At 62.4% G+C, this 22965-nt stretch carries 25 protein-coding genes and 1 tRNA gene; 19 read left to right on the top strand and 7 right to left on the bottom strand.

What is annotated here, in order from left to right; genetic code table 11:
• The first annotated feature begins 8 nt into the window (after positions 1–8).
• The 3 genes from P7F60_RS19785 (at position 9) to P7F60_RS19775 (ending at position 1774) form a co-directional block, all read left to right on the top strand.
• Complete coding sequence (locus P7F60_RS19785; protein WP_277919407.1) at positions 9–395, top strand: Mth938-like domain-containing protein; 387 nt, start codon at positions 9–11, stop codon at positions 393–395.
• Positions 395–1246, top strand: coding sequence for a phytoene/squalene synthase family protein (locus tag P7F60_RS19780; RefSeq protein ID WP_277919406.1), 852 nt, complete (start codon positions 395–397; stop codon positions 1244–1246). Before P7F60_RS19785 ends, P7F60_RS19780 begins: the two co-directional genes overlap by 1 nt.
• A 69-nt stretch (positions 1247–1315) precedes the next feature.
• Complete coding sequence (locus tag P7F60_RS19775; protein WP_277919405.1) at positions 1316–1774, top strand: hypothetical protein; 459 nt, start codon at positions 1316–1318, stop codon at positions 1772–1774.
• Positions 1775–1778: 4 nt separating this feature from the next.
• Here P7F60_RS19775 and trmFO read toward each other — a convergent pair whose 3' ends face one another.
• A complete protein-coding gene (gene trmFO / locus P7F60_RS19770) occupies positions 1779–3194 on the bottom strand; it encodes a methylenetetrahydrofolate--tRNA-(uracil(54)-C(5))-methyltransferase (FADH(2)-oxidizing) TrmFO (RefSeq protein WP_277919404.1) in 1416 nt (471 codons plus the stop codon).
• Between the two features lie 122 nt (positions 3195–3316).
• Between trmFO and P7F60_RS19765 the strand changes: the two genes are divergently transcribed.
• A complete protein-coding gene (locus tag P7F60_RS19765; protein WP_277919402.1) occupies positions 3317–3514 on the top strand; it encodes a hypothetical protein in 198 nt (65 codons plus the stop codon).
• Between the two features lie 66 nt (positions 3515–3580).
• Here P7F60_RS19765 and P7F60_RS19760 read toward each other — a convergent pair whose 3' ends face one another.
• From P7F60_RS19760 to P7F60_RS19750, 3 genes are all read right to left on the bottom strand, one after another.
• A complete protein-coding gene (locus tag P7F60_RS19760) occupies positions 3581–3778 on the bottom strand; it encodes a hypothetical protein (RefSeq protein ID WP_277919401.1) in 198 nt (65 codons plus the stop codon).
• 144 nt (positions 3779–3922) lie between these two features.
• Positions 3923–4066 carry a DUF1127 domain-containing protein gene (locus P7F60_RS19755; protein WP_277919400.1) on the bottom strand — a complete coding sequence of 48 codons (144 nt, stop codon included), beginning with the start codon at positions 4064–4066 and terminating at the stop codon, positions 3923–3925.
• Positions 4067–4371: 305 nt separating this feature from the next.
• Positions 4372–4518, bottom strand: a complete 147-nt coding sequence (locus tag P7F60_RS19750; RefSeq protein WP_277919398.1) for a DUF1127 domain-containing protein — start codon at positions 4516–4518, stop codon at positions 4372–4374.
• Positions 4519–5271: 753 nt separating this feature from the next.
• On the opposite strand from P7F60_RS19750, the gene P7F60_RS19745 reads away from it, so the two are divergent.
• The 15 genes from P7F60_RS19745 to P7F60_RS19675 all read left to right on the top strand — a co-directional run bounded on the left by P7F60_RS19745 (position 5272) and on the right by P7F60_RS19675 (position 20824).
• Positions 5272–6375, top strand: coding sequence for a DUF2157 domain-containing protein (locus P7F60_RS19745; protein WP_277919397.1), 1104 nt, complete (start codon positions 5272–5274; stop codon positions 6373–6375).
• Complete coding sequence (locus P7F60_RS19740; RefSeq protein ID WP_277919396.1) at positions 6372–6941, top strand: GDYXXLXY domain-containing protein; 570 nt, start codon at positions 6372–6374, stop codon at positions 6939–6941. The genes P7F60_RS19745 and P7F60_RS19740 overlap by 4 nt, the downstream gene beginning before the upstream one ends.
• A 114-nt stretch (positions 6942–7055) precedes the next feature.
• Positions 7056–7140, top strand: a tRNA-Leu gene (locus tag P7F60_RS19735).
• 188 nt (positions 7141–7328) lie between these two features.
• Entirely contained in the window at positions 7329–8816 is a 1488-nt protein-coding gene (gene tig / locus P7F60_RS19730; protein WP_277919395.1) for a trigger factor, read from the top strand.
• A 315-nt stretch (positions 8817–9131) separates the two neighbouring features.
• Positions 9132–10187 carry a septal ring lytic transglycosylase RlpA family protein gene (locus P7F60_RS19725; protein WP_277919393.1) on the top strand — a complete coding sequence of 352 codons (1056 nt, stop codon included), beginning with the start codon at positions 9132–9134 and terminating at the stop codon, positions 10185–10187.
• Positions 10188–10267: 80 nt separating this feature from the next.
• Positions 10268–11425: a D-alanyl-D-alanine carboxypeptidase family protein gene (locus tag P7F60_RS19720; protein WP_277919392.1), complete on the top strand. Its 1158-nt coding sequence runs from the start codon at positions 10268–10270 to the stop codon at positions 11423–11425.
• Between the two features lie 119 nt (positions 11426–11544).
• Positions 11545–12231 (top strand): dTMP kinase, encoded by a 687-nt coding sequence (gene tmk, locus P7F60_RS19715; protein ID WP_277919391.1) that lies wholly within the window; start codon positions 11545–11547, stop codon positions 12229–12231.
• A complete protein-coding gene (locus tag P7F60_RS19710; RefSeq protein WP_277919390.1) occupies positions 12228–13241 on the top strand; it encodes a DNA polymerase III subunit delta' in 1014 nt (337 codons plus the stop codon). The genes tmk and P7F60_RS19710 overlap by 4 nt, the downstream gene beginning before the upstream one ends.
• A gap of 87 nt (positions 13242–13328) precedes the next feature.
• Positions 13329–14885 (top strand): methionine--tRNA ligase, encoded by a 1557-nt coding sequence (metG, locus tag P7F60_RS19705; RefSeq protein WP_277919389.1) that lies wholly within the window; start codon positions 13329–13331, stop codon positions 14883–14885.
• 14 nt (positions 14886–14899) lie between these two features.
• Positions 14900–15679, top strand: coding sequence for a TatD family hydrolase (locus P7F60_RS19700; RefSeq protein WP_277919388.1), 780 nt, complete (start codon positions 14900–14902; stop codon positions 15677–15679).
• Positions 15680–15683: 4 nt separating this feature from the next.
• Positions 15684–16517, top strand: coding sequence for an MBL fold metallo-hydrolase (locus P7F60_RS19695; protein ID WP_277919387.1), 834 nt, complete (start codon positions 15684–15686; stop codon positions 16515–16517).
• A 347-nt stretch (positions 16518–16864) separates the two neighbouring features.
• Positions 16865–18151 (top strand): efflux RND transporter periplasmic adaptor subunit, encoded by a 1287-nt coding sequence (locus P7F60_RS19690; protein ID WP_277919386.1) that lies wholly within the window; start codon positions 16865–16867, stop codon positions 18149–18151.
• On the top strand, positions 18148–18882 hold the full coding sequence (locus P7F60_RS19685) for an ABC transporter ATP-binding protein (protein WP_277919385.1): 735 nt from the start codon (positions 18148–18150) through the stop codon (positions 18880–18882). Before P7F60_RS19690 ends, P7F60_RS19685 begins: the two co-directional genes overlap by 4 nt.
• A complete protein-coding gene (locus tag P7F60_RS19680) occupies positions 18872–20077 on the top strand; it encodes an ABC transporter permease (RefSeq protein ID WP_277919384.1) in 1206 nt (401 codons plus the stop codon). The genes P7F60_RS19685 and P7F60_RS19680 overlap by 11 nt, the downstream gene beginning before the upstream one ends.
• Positions 20078–20200: 123 nt before the next feature.
• Entirely contained in the window at positions 20201–20824 is a 624-nt protein-coding gene (locus tag P7F60_RS19675) for a GntR family transcriptional regulator (RefSeq protein ID WP_277919383.1), read from the top strand.
• A gap of 12 nt (positions 20825–20836) precedes the next feature.
• Here P7F60_RS19675 and sufA read toward each other — a convergent pair whose 3' ends face one another.
• The 3 genes from sufA to P7F60_RS19660 all read right to left on the bottom strand — a co-directional run bounded on the left by sufA (position 20837) and on the right by P7F60_RS19660 (position 22962).
• Positions 20837–21223: a Fe-S cluster assembly scaffold SufA gene (gene sufA / locus P7F60_RS19670; protein WP_277919382.1), complete on the bottom strand. Its 387-nt coding sequence runs from the start codon at positions 21221–21223 to the stop codon at positions 20837–20839.
• A 104-nt stretch (positions 21224–21327) separates the two neighbouring features.
• The gene (locus P7F60_RS19665) at positions 21328–21708 is read right to left on the bottom strand and encodes an SUF system Fe-S cluster assembly protein (RefSeq protein ID WP_277919381.1); all 381 of its coding nucleotides are present in this window, start codon (positions 21706–21708) and stop codon (positions 21328–21330) included.
• 12 nt (positions 21709–21720) lie between these two features.
• Positions 21721–22962, bottom strand: coding sequence for a cysteine desulfurase (locus P7F60_RS19660; RefSeq protein WP_277919380.1), 1242 nt, complete (start codon positions 22960–22962; stop codon positions 21721–21723).
• Positions 22963–22965: the final 3 nt, after the last annotated feature.

Below are 22965 nucleotides of genomic sequence, written 5' to 3'. Positions count from 1 at the left end.
GTATTTTCATGGCCAAGGGCATAGAAATCCGTTCCGCACATTTTCCCGGCCGGGCGCCGATCGATGCCTATGGCAATGGCGGCTTCCGTTTCGCCGACATGTCGCATCGCGGATCGATCCTGTGCCTTCCCTCGGGTATTCACGGCTGGGATATGACGGTGGAAACGCCGCTCGATGTCGCGCATTTCCAGATGGTTCTGGATCAGGCCGCCGATATCGAGGTGCTGCTGGTGGGCACCGGTCCCAATCTGCGGCCCTTGCCGGCGGCGTTGAAAACGGCACTGAAAGCCAAAGGCATCAGCTCCGACCCGATGAGCACGGGCGCTGCCGTGCGCACCTTCAACATCATGCTGTCGGAATCGCGCGCCGTCGCCGCCGCCCTGATTGCCGTCTGATGCCGGAAACCTCCCATTTCGACATCGCCTTGTCGACGCTGCGCGACACCGATCGCGACCGTTATCTCGCCTGCCTGCTGGCGCCGCCGGAAAAGCGGGGGGCATTGGCAGCTCTCTATGCCTTCAATGCGGAACTGGCGCGCATTCGCGATCTGGTGCGTGATGCTCTGCCCGGCGAGGTGCGCCTGCAATATTGGCGCGACTTGCTGGAGGGCAAGCCGCATGGTTCCAGCGAAGCCAATCCACTGGCCGCCGCGCTTCTGGAAACCATTGAGACCTATCGCCTGCCGCGCCAGACACTGATCGACATGACCGAGGCGCGTATTTTCGATCTCTATGACGACCCGATGGAAAGCCGCACAGTGCTGGAAGGCTATGCCGGCGAAACCGCCTCGGCGCTAATCCAGATCGCCAGCCTCGTCCTCGATGCCGACAAGGCGGCCGATTCGGCCGATGTCGCCGGGCATGCCGGCGTGGCGCAGGCGATTGCAGGCCTGCTCCTGCTCATGCCGCAGCATCGCCATCGCGGCCAGCTCTACATTCCCACGGAAATTCTTTCCGCGACCGGTCTCGATCGCGACACCTTTCTCGCCGGCAAGGCGGGGACGCAGATTTCCGCCGCCATCGAAGCCTTTGCCGGTCTTGGCCTCGATCATCTGGCGCAGGCGCGTGGCGGACTTGGCCGGATTGCGACAAGCGTCTTCCCTGCCTTTTTACCGGTGGCGCTGGCCGGGCCGGTGCTGCGCAAGGCGAAGGCAGCGGGGGCACGGCTGTTCGACACCTCGCTGATCGAACCGCAGTGGCGGCGACAGTGGCGCATGGCGCTATCAGGGTTTACCCGTCGCTTTTGAGGGGATAACGTTCGCGCAAGCCTCTCCGGCTATTTCGAACCACAAGCGGGTCAGAATCGGAGAGCGGCGTTGAATTTGGTGATCTGGGTAATCCTCGTCTGTGCGGTGGTCTTTCTGGCCTTCTGGGCGACGCGGCTTGCCGCACGCCAGGATGAGGACGGGCTGCACGACATGGGCGTGGCGCTGATGGAATTCGGCCGTGCCTTTCCCAATGAAGCGATCCGCGACCTGCATGCAACGACGGACGGCAATGTCGTCTTCGTCCGCCTGCATGACAACAAGGCCGGCTTCATGCGCAGCATGCGTGGCCATTATGCCTGCCATTTGATCGAGCCGGGCATGGCGCGCGTCAATCCGTTGCCGAACGGCAAGGGGCTGGAAATCACCTTCAACGACATGCCGGCCCATAGCGGCAAGTTCGAGTTCAAGTCTGTCGGCGATGCCGCCGAAGTGTCGTTGTGGTTGCTCGGCAGCCTGGCAATGGTGGCGCCGCCGCGCGTCACGGATAACGCGCAGCAGACCTCCTGATCGACTATTGCGATCGCGTCAGCCAGTCGGCGCAATCCTTCAATGCGCGGGCGGAGATGAGCTGCTTCTTCACCAGTGCCTTGTCCTTGCCGCGAAAGCGCTTGACGCCCTCGGGCCTGACGATGGAGCCCGGCTCCAACTCCGGGAACAGGCCGAAATTGATGTTCATCGGCTGGAACGAGCGTTTGCCCGGCTCCTCGTTATGGACGATATGCCCGCCCGTGATGTGGCCGAGCAGTGAGCCCAGCGCCGTCGTGGCCGGCGGCGGGGCGAGGGTGCTGCCCTTCCGTTCCGCAGCCGCAAAACGCCCGGCGAGCAGGCCGACGGCGGCACTTTCCACATAACCTTCGCAGCCGGTGATCTGGCCGGCGAAACGCAGGCCAGGGCGCGATTTCAACGTCAGCGAACGATCGAGCAGAACTGGCGAGTTGATGTAGGTGTTGCGGTGCAGGCCGCCGAGGCGAGCGAATTCGGCGTTTTCCAGACCGGGAATCATCCGGAAGATCTCGGCCTGGCTTCCGTATTTCAGCTTCGTCTGGAAACCGACCATATTGTAGAGCGTGCCCAGCGCATTGTCCTGGCGTAGCTGGACGATGGCATAGGGTTTCACGGTCGGGTTATGGGCGTTGGTCAGGCCCATGGGTTTCATCGGGCCGTGGCGCAGGGTCTCGCGGCCGCGCTCGGCCATGACCTCGATTGGCAGGCAGCCGTCGAAATAAGGCGTTCCTTCCCATTCCTTGAAGCCGACCGTATCACCGGCGATCAGAGCGTCGATGAAGGCGTTGTACTCATCCTGCGTCATCGGGCAGTTGATGTAGTCCTTGCCGGTCCCGCCGGGGCCGACCTTGTCGTAGCGCGACTGATACCAGCAGACATCCATATTGATGGTATCGCGATGGACGATTGGGGCGATTGCGTCGAAGAATGCGAGCGCATTCGCGCCGGTCTCGGCCCGGATGGCGTCGGCCAGCGCCGGCGAGGTCAGCGGGCCGGTGGCGAGGATCGCCAGATCCCAGTCCGCCGGCGGCAGGCCCCGGATTTCCTCGCGACGGACGGTGATCAGCGGATGGGCTTCGATGGCGGCGGTCACGGCTTGCGAAAAACCGTCGCGATCGACGGCGAGCGCGCTACCGGCGGGCACCTGATGCCTGTCGGCACAGGTCATGATCAACGAATTGGCAAGCCGCATCTCGGCATGGATGACGCCGACGGCATTGGCGGACGCATCGTCTGAGCGGAAGGAATTCGAGCAGACGAGTTCGGCCAGCGAATCCGTCTTGTGGGCATCCGTGCCGCGTGTGCCGCGCATTTCATGCAGGACGACAGGGATACCGGCTTGCGCTATCTGCCAGGCGGCCTCGGAGCCGGCAAGCCCGCCGCCGACGACGTGGATGGGTGAAAGGGGTGCTGTCTGTGTCATGCGCGCTGCTTATCACGATGACGCGCCGGTTCCAATCGTTCGCCGCCGGATCGCATTGCCACAGCGTTGCGCAAGCTTCGCGCCTTAAAACCGTCACACTTTAAAAGCGGACGGATGACAGGATGACGACGATCGATGCAGCGACCCTTGAAGCCAATCTCGACGACATGGTCTACATGCGTGAGTCCGACGGTCCGGCTTGTGATGCGATGAAGGCGCTTTCCGTGGCCCTGCGTTTCGGCGAGAACTGGGAGATCGAAGCCCTGTTGACGCTCTCGCGCCACCAGCAGAGCGCCCTGCGACAACTTGCCGCCCACTGACGCAGGCGGGCGGCATTCAGCCATCATAACAATCCGACAGCGAAGCGCCGTATGGCGCTTTTTTTGTCAGGCCATGCCGGCGGGGTCGCCGATCGGCAACAGAGCGGGTTCCAGGGGCGGGTCGTTCGGATTCTTGGTGTCGCCGGGATTGATGATCGGCGGTGCCGGCGGATTTTCTGTCGAGCGGTCCGGCAGAGGACCGTCACGCGAGGGGCCACGTGGCTGTTCGTCGATAGGGCTGGGTATCGGTTCGCGATTTGGCATGGAACGTCTCCTTGTCTTCAAAGGCAACGTGCCCGAATGGAGAAGGTTCCGAAAAGCGGCGGCAGAAAACCCGAGCCTGAAAACGAAAACGGCGCCGAGCGGCGCCGTTTGGGCAATTCTCAATGCTGGCGTTCGCCGCTGATATCAGCGGAACGAACGCGATGCGATGTTGCGAATATCGAAGCGGGTGATGCCGATATCGCTCAGGGCCTGGTTCGACAGGTTGCCCAGTTCGTTGAGCGTGCGGCGATAGCTGATCCAGTTCTTGGCAATGCGAATCGGGTTCATGATCTTCTTCCTTCGTACGTAATCTCGAATTTTGCGGCTGTCCGGCGGTTCGTTTCGTCCGCCTCAGCGATTGGCCGCTTTATACATCTGTAAAACAAAGAACTGCAGTGCAAAAAACGAGCGACTGCTATGCATTTGTGCAGTGCGATGATGAAAGATGCGTCACAATCCGGGATTTTTGCGTCATGCTTCCGCCATAGGCGTTAAAGTGTATGGAAGTATCCGCACAATAAAAAACGCCCCCGGTTTGTAACCGGAGGCGTTTTCGAAATTCCGTGCGGCGCTTTAAGCGTCGTGCGGCAGAATTAGAAGCCGCTTGCCTGGCGGGCGAGGCGACGGATGTCCGAACGGTCAATGCCGAGGTCGCTCAAGCCGCGATTGCTCATGCGATCCAGTTCGCTGACGGTCTGACGATACTTGCGCCAATTGTTCAGGGTACGTGCGATGTTCATGGTCTTGATCCTCTTCGGTGTTTTGCCAGCCTGCCATCCGCGGCGCTGACTGCAATCTGTTGAAAGCAATATATGTTGCATTGCGAAGAACAAACAGAGCCGATTGGGCATGCCACCCATGCAAATATGCAGGCCACTGCCTCCAATCGGCCTCAGGAGTGAATAAATATTAATCATTTGCATGGTCTGGCGGAGTTGTATGCCTACTCTAGCACGGCGTTCAAAGCCATTTTGTCTGGTGCTTTGCCAAGACTTGTTCGCACTTGCAGCATGTTGGCCGGAACCGACAGGGACGAGGCGGAAAACAAACGCAGAGCGCGAAACGAATAACGCCCACCGGGGGAGGAGGATCCGGTGGGCGCCATTGTCAGTGGCCAACAACCTGGGAGGAGGAGTGGTTGCCGGCCTGATCGGAGCGCACTGGGAGGAGGAGTGCGCGCCCCGAATATTGCGGGTGGAAGATCGTCATCCGATTGTCTTCGTCTGAGACAACCTCTCATGGTTGCCTTAATATTTCGTTAAAGACCGGTGCGGAGAGAAGCTCGACCCGCCGTCTTCAGTGATCTCAACATAGGCCGTTTCTGTGGAATTGTGCAATGCAATATAAACATGCAAGTCATGCGCCATGCGCATGGGATTTCCAGGCAAAGCGGTGATGTCCGCATGAGTCTGCGCGCATCGATTTCCTTTCGGCCCGCCTCGTTCTACTCTGGCGATATAGGCCGGCAGCGCCGGATAGATGAGGGGGTGACGATGTATCGTGGCAGGCTGGAGCGGGATCTGGCGATCTGGGTCGGCAAGGGGCTGATTGGAAGACCGCAGGCGGATGCGCTGCTGGCGGAATATGACGGGCGCGAATCGAGCTTCAGCGTCGGCCGCGTTTTGATGATGATCGCCGCCTGCCTGATCGCGGCGGCGCTGCTGCTGTTGGTCGCCTCGAACTGGGAGGCGATTCCGCGCCTGATGCGCGTCGTGCTATTGCTCGCTTCGATCTGGCTGTTCCATGGCGCCGCTGCTTGGCTGCTGGCCAAGGGTCGGCGCGGGCTGGCGCAGGCGGCGCTGATGCTGGGTACCGCCAGTTTCGGCGCGTCGTTGTCGCTGATTGGGCAGATGTATCATCTCTCCGGCGACCTTGCCGATATGCTCGTCGTCTGGTTCGCGTTCACGGTTCTGACGGCGGTCGCGTTTCGCTCGGGCGCGGCGAGTTTCCTTTGCGGCTTCCTCGCCTGGGCCTATTTCATCGACCTGGTTTCGGATACGCCATTCGATTGGTCGTCGCTGCCGGGCGTCGTCGTGCCGGGCATGGCGGCGGTGCTGATCGGGCTCGTCTATTATACGGGCGCGGCGCGGCTGCGGCATCTCGCCTATTTGCTGTTGCTCGGCTGGATCGTCTGGAGTCTGGCGGTGGAGGAGAGCACCCGCGCCGCCGCGCTTCTCGCGGTGGTCGGGGCCATCGGTTTCCTGCTCTGCACGTTGCCGGCCTCGCCGCTGTCTGCCGTGGCAAAGCGGGCGGGAGCGGCGCCCGCCTTTTACGCTTTCGTCGCCTTCCTGATCGGCATTGGCGGGCTGCATATGGAATTCGACGATGCCGGTGGACGACTTGGCATCGGCGTCGCGACCATGGCGGCCAGCGTTGGGGCGATCGTGCTCGCGGGGCGTGACAATGGCGCGGTGCGCTATCTCGCCTATATCGCTTTCGCGCTTGAGATCCTCTATCTCGCTGCGGAGACGGTCGGCTCGATCCTCGGCACCTCGGGCCTTTTCCTGGTCTCCGGCCTCGTGGTGGCGCTGGCGGCCTGGGTGGTAATCGCGCTGGAACGGCGCATGGCGGCGGTGACGTCGGGAGGTGTCCAATGAAGCCAAGCTTGCGTTTTGCGCTCGCCGCACTCCTCGTCTGCCTCGCCCAGACGGCGGCGCTTGCCTATATGGTGCTCGGCCGCGCTGCCATTTTAAGAAGCGGCGAGACGGTGATGCTGCGCACCGCGCCGGTCGATCCGCGCGACCTGTTGCGCGGCGACTATGTGATTCTGAGCTATGACGTTTCCACCGTGCCGGCTTCGGCGATTTCCGGCGCATGGCCGAAGGAGGAGGGACGGCAGAGCCTGTGGGTGCGGCTGGTGAAGGGTGCGGACGGGGTGTCGACGGTTTCCGAGGCCGCCTTTCAGCCGCTGCCGGTGTTGGCCGGCAGCGTCGTCGCCAAGAGCCTGCCTTTCGACTACTGGCCCTCCGATACCAAGTCCGACCAGCGCGTGTCCTATGGCATCGAGCGGTATTATGTGCCGGAAGGCGAGGGGCGGGCGCTGGAGACGGCGCGCGATTCCGAAACGCTGACGGTTGCCGTCAGCGTCGGCGGCGACGGCACGGCGCAATTGCGCGCCCTCTACCGTGATGGAACCATGGTCTACGAGGAGCCGCTGTTCTGAACCTCAAGGCCTGTCATCGGGCGTTCATTTTTCCTTTGCTCCGGGGAAAACGGGTGTTATAGAGACGCCGCGCTCCGGACGGCCTTATACGCCAGCTCTTCAAGGCGGGCAGGCGCGGGTATGGTGAAATTGGTAGACACGCCAGATTTAGGTTCTGGTGCCGCAAGGCGTGGGAGTTCAAGTCTCTCTACCCGCACCAAAATATGCCGTGGCGGCGAAGAGAGAGGCAGTCGGCTGGTTCGGAGGTGGACCGGCCGCGCCGTTTTGTTCGTCGGAATGCCAGTGGATTGCTTAGGTGCCGCGCCCGGGAAGACTGAATTCCGGCGTCGTGCTCATTGAAACCAACGGCTGTCTGAGCACGGCCGCCCTGAAATAAAAGGTAAGAAGATGCAGGTTATCGAAACGCTCGCTGAAGGGCTGAAGCGCGAAATCAAGGTGGTGGTTCCGGCCACCGACATGCAGGCTCGCATGAACGAGCGCCTGGCCGACGCCAAGGACAAGATCAAGATCAACGGCTTCCGTCCGGGCAAGGTGCCGTTCGCGCATCTCAAGAAGATGTACGGCAAGTCGATCATGGCCGAGGTTGTCAACGAGCTCGTGCGCGAGCAGCCGACCGCCATCCTGTCCGAACGCGGCGAAAAGTCGGCGACCCAGCCGGAAATCGCCATGACCGAGGACCAGGACGAGGCTGAAAAGATCCTCGCCGGCGAAGCCGACCTGGAATTCACCGTTTCCTACGAAATCATCCCGGCGATCGAGCTGAAGTCGACCGACGGCATCAAGGTGACCCGCGAAGTCGTCGAAGTCTCCGAAGACGAAGTCAACGAGCAGATCCTCAAGATCGCCGAAAGCGCCCGCTCCTACGAGACCAAGGACGGCGCTGCCGAAAACGGCGACCGCGCCACCATCGACTACCTCGGCAAGCTCGACGGCGAGCCCTTCGACGGCGGCAAGGACGAAGACGCCCAGCTGGTTCTTGGCTCGGGCCGCTTCATCCCCGGCTTCGAAGAGCAGATCGTCGGCCTGAAGGCCGGTGACGAGAAGGTCATCACCGTCACCTTCCCGGCCGATTACCCGGCTGCGAACCTTGCCGGCAAGGACGCCACCTTCGACATCAAGGTCAAGGAAATCGCTGCTCCCGGCGCCGTCGAGATCAATGACGAACTGGCGAGCAAGCTCGGCCTCGAATCGGCCGACAAGCTGAAGGAAGTCGTTCGCGGCCAGATCGAAGGCCAGTTCAGCTCCTTCACCCGCCAGAAGGTCAAGCGCCAGATCCTCGACCAGCTCGATGGTCTCTACAAGTTCGAAACCCCGTCGCGCCTCGTCGACGCCGAGTTCGAAAACATCTGGCGCCAGATCAGCACCGATCTCGATCAGTCCGGCAAGACCTTCGAAGACGAAGGCACGACGGAAGAGAAGGCCCGTGAGGAATACCGCACGCTGGCAGAGCGCCGCGTTCGCCTCGGCCTCGTTCTCTCCGAAATCGGCGAGAAGGCTGGCGTGACCGTCAGTGAAGACGAGATGCAGCGCGCCCTGTTCGAGCAGCTTCGCCAGTTCCCGGGCCAGGAAAAGCAGATCATCGAATTCTTCCGCAACACCCCGGGTGCGGCCGCCTCGCTGCGCGCCCCGCTGTTCGAAGAGAAGGTCGTCGATCATCTGCTCGGCCAGATCGACGTCACCGACAAGGTCGTCAGCAAGGAAGAGCTGATGGCTGATGACGAGGAAGACGGCGAAGACAAGCCGGCTGCCAAGAAGGCTGCGCCCAAGAAGAAGGCCGCCAAGGCCGAAGCTGAAGCCGAGGGCGAAGGTGAAGAGGCCGCTCCGAAGAAGAAGGCCGCTTCCAAGAAGAAGGCCGCCGACGACAGCGCCGAGTAATCGGCGCGGCCAAGGCGCGGGAGCCCTGCTCGCGCGAAGCTGAAATTCATGAACCCCGCCCAACCGGCGGGGTTTTTGTTTTTCAATGGCTTATCGTGAAATCCCGATACATTGCATGAAAATCGTGGAGCCGTTTGCTTCAATTTTCATTAACTATGTCGAAAAGTTTAGCTTTCGTGCGCCGCATTTCCCACGCAATTTCGCCATGGTTCGTGTCCTTCTTAGAGGCGTGTTAAATGACGGATGACACGAGGAAGCGCGGCGGTCGATGAGGGGCTTGCCGGCGGTTCGAGTATTGCGTAGCGGTTGGGACAGATGAAAATAACCTTGGGTGCGGCAAAGATTTCGTTGGGCTGGCGGGTTCTGACGGTTTCGATGATGTGTTTCGGCGTCGCTTCTTGTGGCACCACGTCCGTCGCGCCGAAAAAGGCGAAGCCGCGCAGCAAGGAATATTTTTCCGAGAAGGAATACGGCGTCAAGGCGAGCCCGCGCGTCGCCTACGGCAAGAACATCCCCAAGGGGGGTGGTCGCTACATGGTTGGCGACCCCTATGTGGTCAAGGGCAAGACCTATGTGCCCAAGGAAGATTTCAGCTACAACAAGGTCGGCGTTGCCTCCTGGTACGGCTCGGCCTTCCATGGCCGCCTGACGGCGAACGGCGAGGTTTACGATCTCGATCATCTCTCCGCCGCCCATCCGACGTTCCCGCTGCCGAGCTATGCCCGCGTCACCAATGTCGAGAACGGCTCCTCGATCATCGTGCGCGTCAACGATCGCGGCCCGTTCCATCCCGGCCGCCTGATCGACGTGTCGAGCAAGACCGCCGACATGCTCGACCTCAAGCACAGCGGCACCGGCAAGGTGCGTGTGCAATATGTCGGCCGGGCCCGTATGGACGGCCATGACATGCCTTATCTGATGGCGTCCTATGTGCCCAAGGGGGCGCGCCTGCCGCGCTTTGCGCCGGAAGGACAGATCGCCACCGGCGTCATGGTCGCGTCCAACCAGTCGATGCGCGACCAGGTGCGCGGCATGGACGATGCCGGCGGCAGCGCAATCCAGACGAGCCTTGCCGGCGACACGCCGAGCGGTTCCTACGAGCCGCAGGCAGCGGCCCCGACCGCGAAGCCTGCTGCCTTCGCTGCCTTTGACCAGGCGACAGTCATGTTGCCGGATATCGGTCCGCTGCCGATGGAGCGACCACAATATAACTTCAAGGTCGGCTCTTCCTATGCCGCGGCCTATGCGGAGGAACCGACCGTGACCGTCGAGCTTGCCTTCGATGCGGTCATGACCCGCAATGATGGCCTGACCCGTGAGTCGATCCTGAAATCCGTTGAGCGGCGGCAGGGCGTATCGGCCTCCCGTTAACAGCAAAGCGCGCCGCCGATGCTTGGCACCCGGCCCGGCATGTTCTAAATCGGAACAGGATGCGAGGACGGGAAAAACGGATGCGGCGTATTGTTCAGGTTCTGGTTTTCAGTCTGTTTCCAGCCTGGACGGCGTTTGCGGCGTCGGTGACGCCTGCCGGCTTCGAAACCAAAGCCAAGCAGATCTACATGATCGAGGCGTCGACCGGCACGGTGCTGATCTCCAAGGATGAGAACGAGCCGGTCTCGCCCGCCTCGCTCGCCAAGCTGATGACCATGGAGGTTGTCTTCGATGCCCTGAAGAAGGGCGAGATTACGCCGACGACCGCCTATCCGGTTTCAGAACATGCTTGGCGCACCGGCGGCGCGCCCTCGCGCACCTCGACCATGTTCGCGGCGCTGAAATCCAGCGTGCCGGTGCTCGACCTCGTGCAGGGCGTGACGGTGCAGCTCGCCAACGATGCCTGCATTATTCTTGCCGAAGGCATGAATGGCTCGGAGGCCGCCTTTGCGCAACGGATGACCAAGCGGGCCGAAGAACTCGGCCTGACCATGAGCAGGTTCTCCAATCCCACCGGCCTGCCGGATCCCGGCAACCGCACCAGCATGCGCGATCTGGTGACGCTGGCGCAGCATCTGCAGGTCGAATATCCCGACTATTACCGTTATTACGCCCAGCCGGAATATGAGTGGAACAGGATCAAGCAGCGCAACAAGAACCCGCTGGTGACCGCCAATATCGGCGTTGACGGGCTGGCGACCGGCTTTGCCGATGGCGAGGGCTTTTCGGTGGTGCTGTCGGCGATGCGCGACGGCAAGCGCATCTTCCTCGCTATGGGCGGGCTGCAGAGCGACAAGGAACGTTTTGAGGAATCGCGCCGGGTGGTGGATTGGGCGATGACCTCGTTTGCCAGCCGTACATTGTTCAAGCAGGGTGAAGTCATCGGTGCGATCAGCGTCTATGGCGGTGCGCGCTCCAGCGTCGATCTCGCGGCAAAGGTTCCGGTCGACGTCTTCCTGCCGACCAACAATCCCGAACGATTGGCGGCGCGCATCGTCTATCGCTGGCCGCTCGTAGCGCCGATCGAGGCCGACAGGCAGGTCGGCTCGCTGAAAATCTCCGTCGGCGAGAAGGTGCTGCGCGAAGTGCCGCTGTATACGGTCGAAGCGGTCGAGCGCGGGTCGCTGGCCAGCCGCGCCTTGGATGCGGCCATGGAACTGATGTTCTTCTGGCTATAATTTCGACATGCCCCATATATATCCTCGATGAATTGGCTGCGATGCGGTTTCACCGCCTTTTGAGTTGCGGTAAACAGGTCGTTGCGATCTTGTGATCGAAAGCATTCGGGACGTTGGCTTTGACGGAAACATCCGGACTATTCGTGACATTCGAAGGCGGCGAGGGGGCCGGGAAATCGACCCAGATTCGCCTTCTCGCCGAGGCGCTGCGGCGGCGCGGTCATGAGGTTCTGGTGACCCGCGAACCCGGTGGCTCGCCCGGCGCCGAGGCTGTGCGCCATGTGCTGCTCTCCGGCGCCGCGGAAGAATTCGGCACGCGCATGGAGGCCATCCTGTTTGCCGCGGCGCGTGCCGATCACGTCGAGGAAGTCATTCGCCCGGCGCTCGCCAAGGGCATGATCGTGCTCTGCGACCGCTTCATGGATTCCTCGCGCGTCTACCAGGGCGTCACCGGCAATCTCGATGCCGATTTCATCGAGGCGCTGGTGCGCGTGGCGATCGACGGCACCGTGCCGGATCGCACCGTCATTCTCGATATCCCCGCCGAGTTCGGGCTTGCCCGCGCCAAGGGACGGGGCGAGGGGCAATCGATCGCGCCAGATCGTTTCGAGCGCGAAAAGACCGAAACTCATGAGAAGCGCCGCGAGGCCTTTCTCGATATCGCCGCCGCCGAGCCGGAGCGTTGCGTCGTGATCGATGCCCTGCAAGCGCAGGAGGACATCGCCGCGCAAATCCTCGATTGCGTCGAGCCGCTCTTGGAGCGCGTTCCGGCCGATCGCCATGCGGAGACGGAAGCCGCGCAATGACCGACATCACCCCCGGCCTGCTCGACGGCGCCATCGCGCCGTCCGAAAACACCCGCCTTTTCGGCCATGCGGATGCCGAAGCTTTCCTGGCCCATGCCTATCGTTCCGGCAAGGTGCATCACGCCATCCTGATCGAGGGGCCGGAGGGCATCGGAAAGGCGACGCTCGCCTTCCGTTTCGCCAACCATATCCTTGGCCATCCTGATCCGGCAACGGCGCCGGAAACGATTGCCGATCCCGATCCGGCCTCGCCGGTCAGCCGTCAGATCGCCTCCGGCGCCTCGCACAATCTCTTGCACCTGACGCGGCCGGTCGATGAGAAGACGGGCCGGGTGAAGCAGGCGATCACCGTGGACGAGGTGCGTCGGGCCGGCAAGTTTTTTGCCCAGACCTCCGGCACCGGCAACTGGCGCATCGTCATCGTCGATCCCGCCGACGATCTCAATCGTAGTGCCGCGAATGCCATCCTGAAGATTCTGGAGGAGCCGCCGAAGCGCTCGCTGTTCCTGGTGCTTTCGCATGCGCCCGGCAAACTCCTGCCGACGATTCGCTCCCGCTGCCTGCCGCTGAAACTGGAAGCGCTGGATGATGCCGCGATGCGGGCGGCGCTTACCCATCTCGGCCTCGAAGCCACCGAGAAACTGATCGCCTCGGCGCGGGGCAGCGTCTCGCAGGCGCTGAAACTCGTCAACTACGGCGGCATGGACATCATCGCCGCCTTCGACGACGTGCTTTCGGCGCGTGGGCCCGCGGCGCGCAAGGCGATGCACAAGCTGGCGGACGTGCTGTCCGGCCGCGACAGCGAGACGATCTACGCCTTTTTCCTCTCCCATATCGGCGAGCACATCACCGACCGGGCGAGGGCAGCAGCTCTTGCCGGCGACCTGAACACCGCCGACCGCCTCGCCCGCCTGTCGGCCAACCTCGGCGAACGTGTCGCCATCTCGCTCGGCTACAATCTCGACCGCAAGCAGACGGTGCTGTCGATCCTTGAGGACATGACGGCCTGAGGCCTTCACCGAAACTTGTTGTTTCGCTTGCGCCGGACATGGGTTAAGAGCAGCGGTGAAAAGATAAAACAGCCAAGAAGCCCGATCATGACGACCAAGACGCCCTTCTACATCACGACAGCGATTTCCTATCCGAACGGCAAGCCGCATATCGGCCATGCCTACGAGCTGATCGCCACCGATGCCATGGCGCGTTTCCAGCGTCTCGACGGCCGCGACGTCTTCTTTCTGACAGGCACCGACGAGCATGGCCAGAAGATGCAGCAGACGGCGCGCAACGAAGGCATTTCGGCGCAGGAACTGGCTGATCGCAACTCGGCCGAGTTCCAGGCGATGGCGGTCATGCTCAATGCCTCAAACGACGATTTCATCCGCACGACAGAGCCGCGCCACCACGTCACCTCGCAGAATATCTGGAACCGGATGGCCGACAATGGCGACATCTACAAGGACAGCTATGCCGGCTGGTATTCGGTGCGTGACGAAGCTTATTACCAGGAAGACGAGACCGAGCTGCGCGCCGACGGCGTGCGCTATGGACCGCAGGGCACGCCTGTCGAATGGGTAGAGGAGGAGAGCTATTTCTTCCGCCTCTCGCAATATCAGGACAAGCTGCTGAAGCATTACGAGGACAATCCCGATTTCATCGGTCCGGCCGAGCGCCGCAACGAGGTGATCTCCTTCGTCAAGTCCGGCCTCAAGGATCTGTCGGTGTCGCGCACGACCTTCGACTGGGGCATCAAGGTGCCTAACGATCCGCGCCATGTCATGTACGTCTGGGTCGATGCGCTGACGAACTATCTCACCGCCACAGGCTATCTCGAAGATCCGAAAGGCCCGCGCGCCAAATACTGGCCGGCGGATGTGCATATCATCGGCAAGGACATCATCCGGTTCCACGCTGTTTACTGGCCGGTCTTCCTGATGTCGGCGGGCCTGCCGCTGCCCAAGCGCGTCTTCGCCCATGGCTTCCTGCTCAACAAGGGCGAGAAGATGTCGAAGTCGCTCGGCAACGTCGTCGACCCGGTCAACCTCGTCAATCATTTCGGCCTCGATCCGGTGCGCTTCTTCTTCCTGCGCGAAGTCTCCTTCGGCCAGGATGGCAGCTACAGCGAAGAGGCGATCGGCACGCGCATCAATTCCGATCTCGCCAATGGCATCGGCAATCTCGCCAGCCGCTCGCTATCGATGATCGTCAAGAATTGCGACGGCAAGATCCCTGAATGCGGAGAACTGAACGAGGCGGATGCCGCCATGCTCGCTTCCGTCGACGGGCTGCTGGCCTCGGCGCGCGAGGATATGGGCAAGCAGCTCATCCACCGGGCGCTGGCCTCGATCATCGCCGTCGTTTCCGAGACCGACCGCTATTTCGCCGGCCAGGAGCCGTGGGCGCTGAAGAAGACCGATCCGGTGCGCATGGGCACGGTGCTCTATGTCACGGCGGAAGTCGTGCGCCAAATCGCCATCCTCTTGCAGCCCTTCATGCCGGCCTCGGCGGAAAAGCTGCTCGATCTGGTGGCCGCACCGGCCGATAAACGCGATTTCGCGGCGCTGGGGGAGGCGGGCCGCCTCGTTTCCGGCACGCCGTTGGAAGCGCCCAAACCCGTCTTCCCGCGCTATGTCGCGCCGGAAGCGACAGCCTGATCGAGCGCCTGCCCATGTTGATCGATAGCCATTGCCATCTGGATTTTCCGGATTTCGCCGAGGAGCGCGACGAGATCATCGCCCGCGCCCACGCCGCCGGCGTGCGCCAGATCGTCACGATCTCGACGCGGGTGCGCAAATTGCAGACGCTGCTCGATATCGCCGAGCGCTACGATTCCGTTTTCTGTTCTGTCGGCACGCATCCCAACAATGCCGACGAGGAGCTGGACATCACCGCCGACGACCTGATCCGATTGTCGCAGCATCCGAAGGTTGTGGCGATCGGCGAGGCGGGTCTGGATTATTTCTACGACACGCAGAAGCCCGAGGACCAGAAGACCGGGCTTTTGCAGCATATCGCAGCGGCGCGCCAGACCGGCCTGCCGCTGGTGATCCACAGCCGCAGCGCCGATGAGGACATGGCGGCGATCCTGACCGAGGAAACGGGGAAGGGGGCCTTCCCCTTCATCCTGCATTGCTTCTCCGCCGGGCCTGAGTTGGCGCGGATCGGCGTCGCGCTTGGCGGCTACGTCTCCTTTTCCGGCATCCTCACCTTCCCCAAGTCTGAGGAACTGCGCGAGATCGCCAAAACGATCCCTCATGACCGGTTGCTGGTCGAGACCGACGCGCCCTATCTGGCGCCGAAGAAATGGCGCGGCAAGCGCAACGAGCCGTCCTATGTGGTGAACACCGCCGAGGTTCTGGCCGAATGCGCCGGGGTTTCCTACGAAGAGATGAGCCGCATCGCCACCGAAAATACCTACCGCATCTTTTCCATGCTGCCGAGGGTCTAGACCGATGTCGGCGTATCGGCGGCGGTTCACGCTTCTCGGATGCGGTTCGTCTCCAGGCGTGCCGCGCATCAACGGTGACTGGGGCGCCTGCGATCCCGCCAATCCGAAGAACCGACGCATGCGCGCCGCCTTTCTGGTCGAGCAGTTCGGCCCGGGCGGCTCGACCGTCGTCGCCATCGATACCGGCCCGGATTTTCGCCAGCAGATGATTTCCGCCGGCGTTACCCATGTCGATGCCGTTCTCTACACACATGCTCATGCGGACCATCTGCACGGCATCGATGACCTGCGCGGCTTCTATATCGGCAAGCGCCGGCGCGTGCCGATATACGCCGATCCGTTCACCATGCAGCGCATCCGCCAGGGTTTTGGCTACTGCCTCGAAACACCGCCGGGCAGCAATTATCCGCCGATCGTCGAACCGCACCTGATAGAGGATCTTGACGAGCCGATCGTCATCGATGGCGACGGCGGGCCGATTCCGTTTCATCCGCACCTGCAGGTGCATGGCGACATCCTGTCGCTCGGCTTCCGCATCGGCGACGTGGCCTATTGCAGCGACGTCAGCGATTTTCCCGAGGACAGCATCGGCAAACTCGCCCGCCTCGACATGTTGATCATCGACACGCTGCAATACTCCTTCCATCCCAGCCATCTGTCGCTGGAGCAATCGCTGCGCTGGATCGAACGCTTCCAGCCGAAACGCGCGATCCTTACGCATATGCACACACCGCTCGATTATGACACGGTGATGCGCGAAACGCCGGAGCACGTCGTTCCGGGCTACGATATGATGCGGTTCGAGGTGGAACTCGCCGGGCTGCCGGATATCCGCTGATCTCTCAGCACTAATACTATTGTTCCATAATCTGTCTTATGTGATTCGATTTGACCGCGAGAAGCGGTTCAAGGAAGCAGCAACTTTCCGAAGGCGCGTGATACGCCTGGTCGCCGGATGAACTCCTCGCCCGCCTTGGACCTTTGAATTCCCATCGGTACGTTGTCGGCGGCTGGGCCTTGGACCTGTGGCATGGCCGCTTGCGGAAACGGCTAGTGGTGCACCCCTCACCATATTTAAATCGGAGTCGCATTACCAAGATTTCACTTTCCTGTTGCGCAACCTATGTGACATTTGACGACACGCATCGATATGGATTCTCGGCAAAAGGTTTCAGGAAGGTCAGGATGGCGAACAAGACGGAAGACAGGCAGCAGGACAGCCGCGAGGCGGCGCCCGATCTGGCGAGCGTGCTGGCCGGCGCCGGCAAGCGGCGTCGCGGGCCGCGCTGGCTTTTGCGGCTTTTCGTGCTTGTGGTCCTGATCTGCGGCGGCGTCAGCGCTTACCTCTATTTCGGTCATGGCGAGACGCAATATGTCTATACCACGCAACCGGCCAAGCGCGGCGATCTCACCGTGCTGGTGACGGCTACCGGCTCTGTCGAGCCGACCGAAAAGGTTGACGTATCGAGCGAGTTGTCGGGCACGGTGCGCAGCGTCAATGTCGACTATAACAGCGCCGTCAAGAAGGGTGACATCCTGGCGGTGCTCGATACCAACAAGCTGGAAGCCGACGTGCAGAGCGCCAAGGCCAAGGTCAATTCCTCCGAGGCCAATGTACTGAAGGCGGATGCCGAGATGAAGGCTGCCAGGAACAGCTTCGACCGGCTGCAATCTCTCGTCCAGAACCGCGTCTCGTCGCAACAGGATCTGGATGCCGCGCAATACAAGTTCGATGCCGCCGCCGCCGCCAAGAACATCAACGAAGCCGACGTGCTCGCCAGCAAGGCCGACTTGAAACTGGCGGAAGTCAACCTCGCCAAGGCGCGCATCGTCTCGCCCATCGACGGCATCGTGCTGACCCGATCGGTCGATCCCGGCGCGACGGTCGCGGCCTCCCTCTCCGCTCCGGTTCTGTTCACCATCGCCGGCGACCTTCGGCGCATGGAATTGCAGGTGGATGTCGACGAGGCCGATGTCGGTCAGGTCGCGGTTGGTCAGTCGGCTAGCTTTTCCGTCGATGCCTTTCCGAACCGGAAATTCCCGGCCGAGATCCGCAATATCCGCTATGCGTCCGAGACGATCTCCAATGTCGTGACCTACATGGCGGTGCTGACGGTCGAAAACAACGACATGCTGCTGCGTCCCGGCATGACGGCGACGGCCGACATCACCGTCAAGTCGCTGAAGGGGCAATTGCTGATCCCGAACGCGGCGCTGCGCTATTCTCCGCCGGCGGCGCGCGAAAGCCGCAGCAGCATCTTCAACCTGTTCCGCCCGCCCCGCATGCGTTCGTTTTCGCCAGCGTCCACCCAGGCCGGCTCGAAGCGCACGGTCTGGGCAATGCGCAATGGTCGGCCGCAGCCGGTCGCCATCGAAATCGGCGCCACCGACGGCCAGTTCACCGAACTCGTCTCCGGCGGTGTCAGCGAGGGCGATGAGCTGATCACCGATGCGACGGCGGGTGGCCGATGAATGCCGAACCGACCCCTCGCCCCAAGCCGCCGCTGATCGAATTCCGCAAGGTCACCAAGATCTACGGCAGCGGCGAGGCGCGGCTGCGCGCCCTCGACCGCATCGACCTGACGATCCGCGAGCGGGAATTCGTGGCGATCATGGGCCCTTCCGGCTCTGGCAAATCGACGGCGATGAACATCATCGGCTGCCTCGATGTGGCGAGCGAAGGCGAATACCTGTTCCAGGGCATCCCGACCTCCGGTTTCGACCGGACGCAATTCACCCTGCTGCGCCGGCATATGCTGGGTTTCGTCTTCCAGGGCTTCAACCTGCTGCCCCGCACCTCGGCGCTGGAAAATGTCGAGCTGCCGCTGGTCTATCGCGGCATCCCGGGCAAGGAACGGCGTGAGCGCGCGGCCCAGGCGCTGGCGCGCGTCGGGCTGGCGGGACGCGAACATCACACGGCGCAGCAGCTTTCCGGCGGACAGCAGCAGCGCGTCGCCATTGCCCGCGCCATCGTCACCGAGCCGGCGGTGCTGCTCGCCGACGAGCCGACCGGCAATCTCGATACGCGCACCAGCGCCGAGATCATGGACCTGATCACCGGGCTCAATCGCGACCGGAAGATCACCGTCATCATGGTCACCCACGAGCCGGATATCGCCGCTTATGCGAAACGCATCCTGCGTTTCGTCGACGGTCATCTGGAAGCCGACGAACCGAACCGGGAGCGGGCCGATGTTCCTTGAAACCCTGCGCCTGGCGCTGCGCGCCATCAGCCGCAATGCGCTGCGCTCCTTCCTCACCGTGCTCGGCATCGTCATCGGCGTCGCGGCGGTTATTGCCATGGTCACCATCGGCAACGGCACGACGGCGCAGGTGACGGCCGATCTTTCTCGCCTCGGCACCAACATGCTGTTCGCGCGCCCCGGCCAGTTCGGCCCGCGCCGCAGCGCTACCGAGCCGAAACGTTTTACCGAGCGCGACGTCGAGGCGATCCGCACGCAGATCGGCGGCTTGCGGGCGGTGGCGCCGATCAACCAGTCGACGGCGGTGGCGATTGCCGGCGGCCAGAACCACTCGACCAGCGTCGCCGGCATCACCAGCGATTATCTGGTGGCGCAGAGCTGGGATCTGGCGAGCGGCCGCGCCTTCCTGCCCTCGGAGGAGCGCGGCGGCCAGTCGGCCTGCATTCTCGGCGAGACCGTGCGCAGCGAGCTGTTCGGCGCCGCTGCCGCCGAAAACCAGATCATCCGCGTCGGCAAGCTCTCCTGTACGGTCATCGGCGTGCTGGAGAAAAAGGGCCAGTCCGGCATGGGCAGCGATCAGGACGACACGATCCTGATGCCGCTGAAAACCTTCCAGCGCCGCATCGGCGGCACGACGGATATTTCGACGATCATGATGTCGGCGCGCGACGGCGTTTCCACCACCAAGATACAAAGCGATGTCGAGCGGCTGCTGCGCGAGCGGCGCAAGATAGCCGAGGGCCGCGAGAACGATTTCAACGTCAACGACATGACGCAGATCACCCAGGCGATGACCGGCACAACGACGCTGCTGACCGGCCTGCTCGGCGCGGTCGCCGCGGTCAGCCTGCTGGTCGGCGGCATCGGCATCATGAACATCATGCTGGTCTCGGTCACCGAGCGCACCCGCGAGATCGGCACACGGCTGGCGATCGGCGCGCTGGAGCGACAGGTGCTGATGCAGTTCCTGGTCGAGGCGGTGACGCTGTCGATCTTCGGCGGCATTGCCGGCATCGCCATCGGTCTCGGCCTTGCCTATGTGGCGGTCGGTTTCCTGCATGTGCCCTTCGTGCCGAGCCCGACCATCGTCGCCGTCGCCTTCCTGTTCTCCGCCGCCATCGGCATGATTTTCGGCTATTTCCCGGCCCGCCGCGCCGCGCACCTCAATCCCATCGATGCCCTGCGGCATGAATGAGCCATCACGGTTGATGGAATGGATGCCTGATATATCAATATCCTCTGCGCATTGATATATCAGGCCGAACTTGCCTTTGGGATCGGGTTGTGAGACGTTCTGATATATCAGAAGGAAGCGCGCGTGACCGAATCCCCCTCCTCCCAGAGCCACCTAGCCTATCTCGCGCTGGAGCGGCGGATCGTGACGCTGGAGCTGGCGCCCGGCGCGCTGGTTACTGAAAAGCAGTTGATCGATCTTGCCGGGCTCGGGCGCACGCCGGTGCGCGAGGCGATCCAGAAGCTGGCCTGGCAAGGCCTCATCCTCGTGCGGCCACGGGTGGGGTTGCAGATCGCGGAGATCGGGCTCCGGGACCGGGAGCATATCCTGACCATCCGGCGCAAGCTGGAGCCGGAGGCGGCGGCGCTGACGGCGCGCCACGCCGATGACGGCCAACGCGCGGCGCTGCTCGACTGCGCGCAGGCGATGACCGCCTGCGCGGTCAGCGGCGAAATCGGCGCCTTCCTGACGGCCGACAAGGTGTTCGACGAGATCATGGAGGCCGCCTGCCCCAATGCCTTCCTGACGGCGGCCTTAGCGCCGGTGCAGACGCATTACCGGCGCATCTGGTTTTCCGGGGCATCGCTGGAGCGGATGGATCGGTCCATCGCCCTGCATGTCGCCGTCATCCGCGCCATCCGGCAGGCGGATGCGGAGGGCGCGACATCGAACATGGCGGCGCTGGTCGACGGGATCAGCGCCGGGTAGCGGCTGGGAGTTTCAGGCGCCCTGCATTTCGCGCTGGGCGGCAAGCGCTGCGAGATCGGCCTGTTTCAGTTCCACCGATTCGCCGCAGCCGCAGGCCGAGGTCTGGTTCGGGTTGGTGAAGGTGAAGCCGGAGCGCAGCGTCGTGGTTTCGAAATCCATCTGGGTGCCGAGCAGGTAAAGCACGGCGGAGGGTTCGACCCAGACGCTCGCGCCATCGCGCGTGATCAGGTCGTCCTTGGCATTGGGCTCGGTCACCAGGTCGATGGTATATTCCATGCCGGCGCAACCGCCCTTCTTGATGCCGACGCGAATGCCTTTCGCCTCTGGCCCGGAATTGGCGATAATGGCGTTGACACGCGCCGCCGCCGCTTCCGTCAGTGTCATGATTGCAAAGGCCATGGCTCGTTTCTCCTTCGCCATTCAGGTTCAAGGCCTGATGGTTCACGATTCAGAATCTAGTCTTCCCGGTGCTCGGTATCAAGATGCCCGGCAGAGGCAGGGCATCAATACCAGCCGACGGCGACCTGCGCTTCTTCGGACATGCGGTCCGGAGTCCACGGCGGATCGAAGGTCATGGAGACCTCGACGCCGGAGATACCCTCGACGGAGCCGACGGCGTTTTCCACCCAGCCCGGCATTTCGCCCGCGACCGGGCAACCCGGCGCCGTCAGCGTCATGACGATCTTGACCAGGCGGTCGTCCTCGATGTCGATCTTGTAGATCAGTCCGAGTTCGAAGATATCGGCCGGAATTTCCGGGTCGTAGACGGTCTTCAGCGCGGCGATGATGTCGTCGCTGAGGCGCGCCAGTTCGTCGGCCGGGATGCTCGACTGGACAATGCCGTCGCGAACATCGATCTTTTCTTCGGTTGCGTTGACGCTCATTCGCGTTACTCCTCAGGCAAAGAACTTGCGCGCATGATCGAGCGCATCCGCCAGCGCATCGATTTCGGCACGCGTCGTATACATGCCGAACGATGCACGGCATGTGGAGGTGACGCCGAAGCGTTTCAAGAGCGGCATGGCGCAATGGGTGCCGGCGCGCACCGCAATGCCCTGCCTGTCGATGACCATAGACACGTCGTGGGCATGGATTCCGGCAAGCTCAAAGGAGAATATGCCTCCCTTGCCCGGCGCATTGCCGATGATGCGCAGCGAGTTCACAGCCCGCAGCCGCTCCGCGGCATAGGCCGCAAGCCCCGCCTCATGCTCGGCGATGGCCGCGCGGCCGATCTTTTCCATGTAATCCAGCGCATAGCCGAGGCCGATGGCCTGCACGATCGGCGGCGTGCCGGCCTCGAAACGATGCGGCGGGTCGTTATAGGTGACGACATCTTCGCTGACCTCGACGATCATCTCGCCGCCACCCATGAAGGGTCGCATTTCCTTCAGGCGATCCATCTTGCCATAGAGCACGCCGATGCCGGAGGGTCCGTAGAGCTTGTGGCCGGTCATCACATACCAGTCGCAATCGATGTCGCGGACATCGACCGGCATATGCACCGCGCCCTGGCTGCCATCGACCAGCACCGGAATGCCGCGCTCATGGGCGATGCGGCAGACTTCCTTGACCGGCACGACCGTCCCCAGCGCATTCGACATATGGGTGATCGCCACCAGTTTGGTGCGCTCGGTGAGGCTCTTTTCGAAATCCTCGATATGGAAGGCGCCCTCGTCGTCCACCGGCACCCAGACCAATTTCGCGCCCTGCCGCTCGCGGATGAAATGCCAGGGCACGATATTGGAATGGTGCTCCATGATGGTGACGACGATCTCGTCGCCCTCGCCGATCTTCGGCATGCCCCAACCGTAAGCGACGGTGTTGATCGCCTCGGTCGAGGATTTGGTGAAGACGATTTCGTCCACCGAACCGGCATTCAGGAAGCGGCGCACCTTTTCGCGCGCCCCTTCATAGGCGTCCGTCGCGGCATTCGACAGGAAATGCAGGCCGCGATGGACATTGGCATATTCGTCGGAATAGGCATGGGAGACGGCATCGATGACGACCTGCGGCTTCTGGGCCGAGGCGCCGCTATCGAGATAGACCAGCGGCTTGCCATAGACCGTCTTCGACAGGATCGGGAAATCCCGCCGGATGGCTTCGACGTCGTAAGGGGCGGCCGCTGTGTGTCTGTCCATGGT

Origin of the sequence: Rhizobium sp. YJ-22 (genome assembly GCF_029601685.1) — a bacterium.
Classification (GTDB): Bacteria; Pseudomonadota; Alphaproteobacteria; order Rhizobiales; family Rhizobiaceae; genus Metarhizobium.
Note: the sequence above shows the minus strand (reverse complement) of the source record. Positions and strands in the feature narration are given on the sequence as shown.

What these genes read in the sequence shown, in the direction of transcription:
- P7F60_RS19685 (WP_277919385.1), top strand. Translation starts at nt 18,148, where the DNA reads ATGAATGCCGAACCGACCCCTCGCCCCAAGCCGCCGCTGATCGAATTC.
- P7F60_RS19720 (WP_277919392.1), top strand. Translation starts at nt 10,268, where the DNA reads ATGCGGCGTATTGTTCAGGTTCTGGTTTTCAGTCTGTTTCCAGCCTGG.
- tig (WP_277919395.1), top strand. Translation starts at nt 7,329, where the DNA reads ATGCAGGTTATCGAAACGCTCGCTGAAGGGCTGAAGCGCGAAATCAAG.
- metG (WP_277919389.1), top strand. Translation starts at nt 13,329, where the DNA reads ATGACGACCAAGACGCCCTTCTACATCACGACAGCGATTTCCTATCCG.
- P7F60_RS19750 (WP_277919398.1), bottom strand. Translation starts at nt 4,518, where the DNA reads ATGAACATCGCACGTACCCTGAACAATTGGCGCAAGTATCGTCAGACC.
- P7F60_RS19660 (WP_277919380.1), bottom strand. Translation starts at nt 22,962, where the DNA reads ATGGACAGACACACAGCGGCCGCCCCTTACGACGTCGAAGCCATCCGG.
- P7F60_RS19690 (WP_277919386.1), top strand. Translation starts at nt 16,865, where the DNA reads ATGGCGAACAAGACGGAAGACAGGCAGCAGGACAGCCGCGAGGCGGCG.
- P7F60_RS19785 (WP_277919407.1), top strand. Translation starts at nt 9, where the DNA reads ATGGCCAAGGGCATAGAAATCCGTTCCGCACATTTTCCCGGCCGGGCG.
- P7F60_RS19680 (WP_277919384.1), top strand. Translation starts at nt 18,872, where the DNA reads ATGTTCCTTGAAACCCTGCGCCTGGCGCTGCGCGCCATCAGCCGCAAT.
- P7F60_RS19760 (WP_277919401.1), bottom strand. Translation starts at nt 3,778, where the DNA reads ATGCCAAATCGCGAACCGATACCCAGCCCTATCGACGAACAGCCACGT.
- P7F60_RS19745 (WP_277919397.1), top strand. Translation starts at nt 5,272, where the DNA reads ATGTATCGTGGCAGGCTGGAGCGGGATCTGGCGATCTGGGTCGGCAAG.
- P7F60_RS19710 (WP_277919390.1), top strand. Translation starts at nt 12,228, where the DNA reads ATGACCGACATCACCCCCGGCCTGCTCGACGGCGCCATCGCGCCGTCC.
- P7F60_RS19740 (WP_277919396.1), top strand. Translation starts at nt 6,372, where the DNA reads ATGAAGCCAAGCTTGCGTTTTGCGCTCGCCGCACTCCTCGTCTGCCTC.
- sufA (WP_277919382.1), bottom strand. Translation starts at nt 21,223, where the DNA reads ATGGCCTTTGCAATCATGACACTGACGGAAGCGGCGGCGGCGCGTGTC.
- P7F60_RS19700 (WP_277919388.1), top strand. Translation starts at nt 14,900, where the DNA reads ATGTTGATCGATAGCCATTGCCATCTGGATTTTCCGGATTTCGCCGAG.
- P7F60_RS19665 (WP_277919381.1), bottom strand. Translation starts at nt 21,708, where the DNA reads ATGAGCGTCAACGCAACCGAAGAAAAGATCGATGTTCGCGACGGCATT.
- P7F60_RS19765 (WP_277919402.1), top strand. Translation starts at nt 3,317, where the DNA reads ATGACGACGATCGATGCAGCGACCCTTGAAGCCAATCTCGACGACATG.
- P7F60_RS19780 (WP_277919406.1), top strand. Translation starts at nt 395, where the DNA reads ATGCCGGAAACCTCCCATTTCGACATCGCCTTGTCGACGCTGCGCGAC.
- P7F60_RS19725 (WP_277919393.1), top strand. Translation starts at nt 9,132, where the DNA reads ATGAAAATAACCTTGGGTGCGGCAAAGATTTCGTTGGGCTGGCGGGTT.
- trmFO (WP_277919404.1), bottom strand. Translation starts at nt 3,194, where the DNA reads ATGACACAGACAGCACCCCTTTCACCCATCCACGTCGTCGGCGGCGGG.
- P7F60_RS19695 (WP_277919387.1), top strand. Translation starts at nt 15,684, where the DNA reads ATGTCGGCGTATCGGCGGCGGTTCACGCTTCTCGGATGCGGTTCGTCT.
- P7F60_RS19755 (WP_277919400.1), bottom strand. Translation starts at nt 4,066, where the DNA reads ATGAACCCGATTCGCATTGCCAAGAACTGGATCAGCTATCGCCGCACG.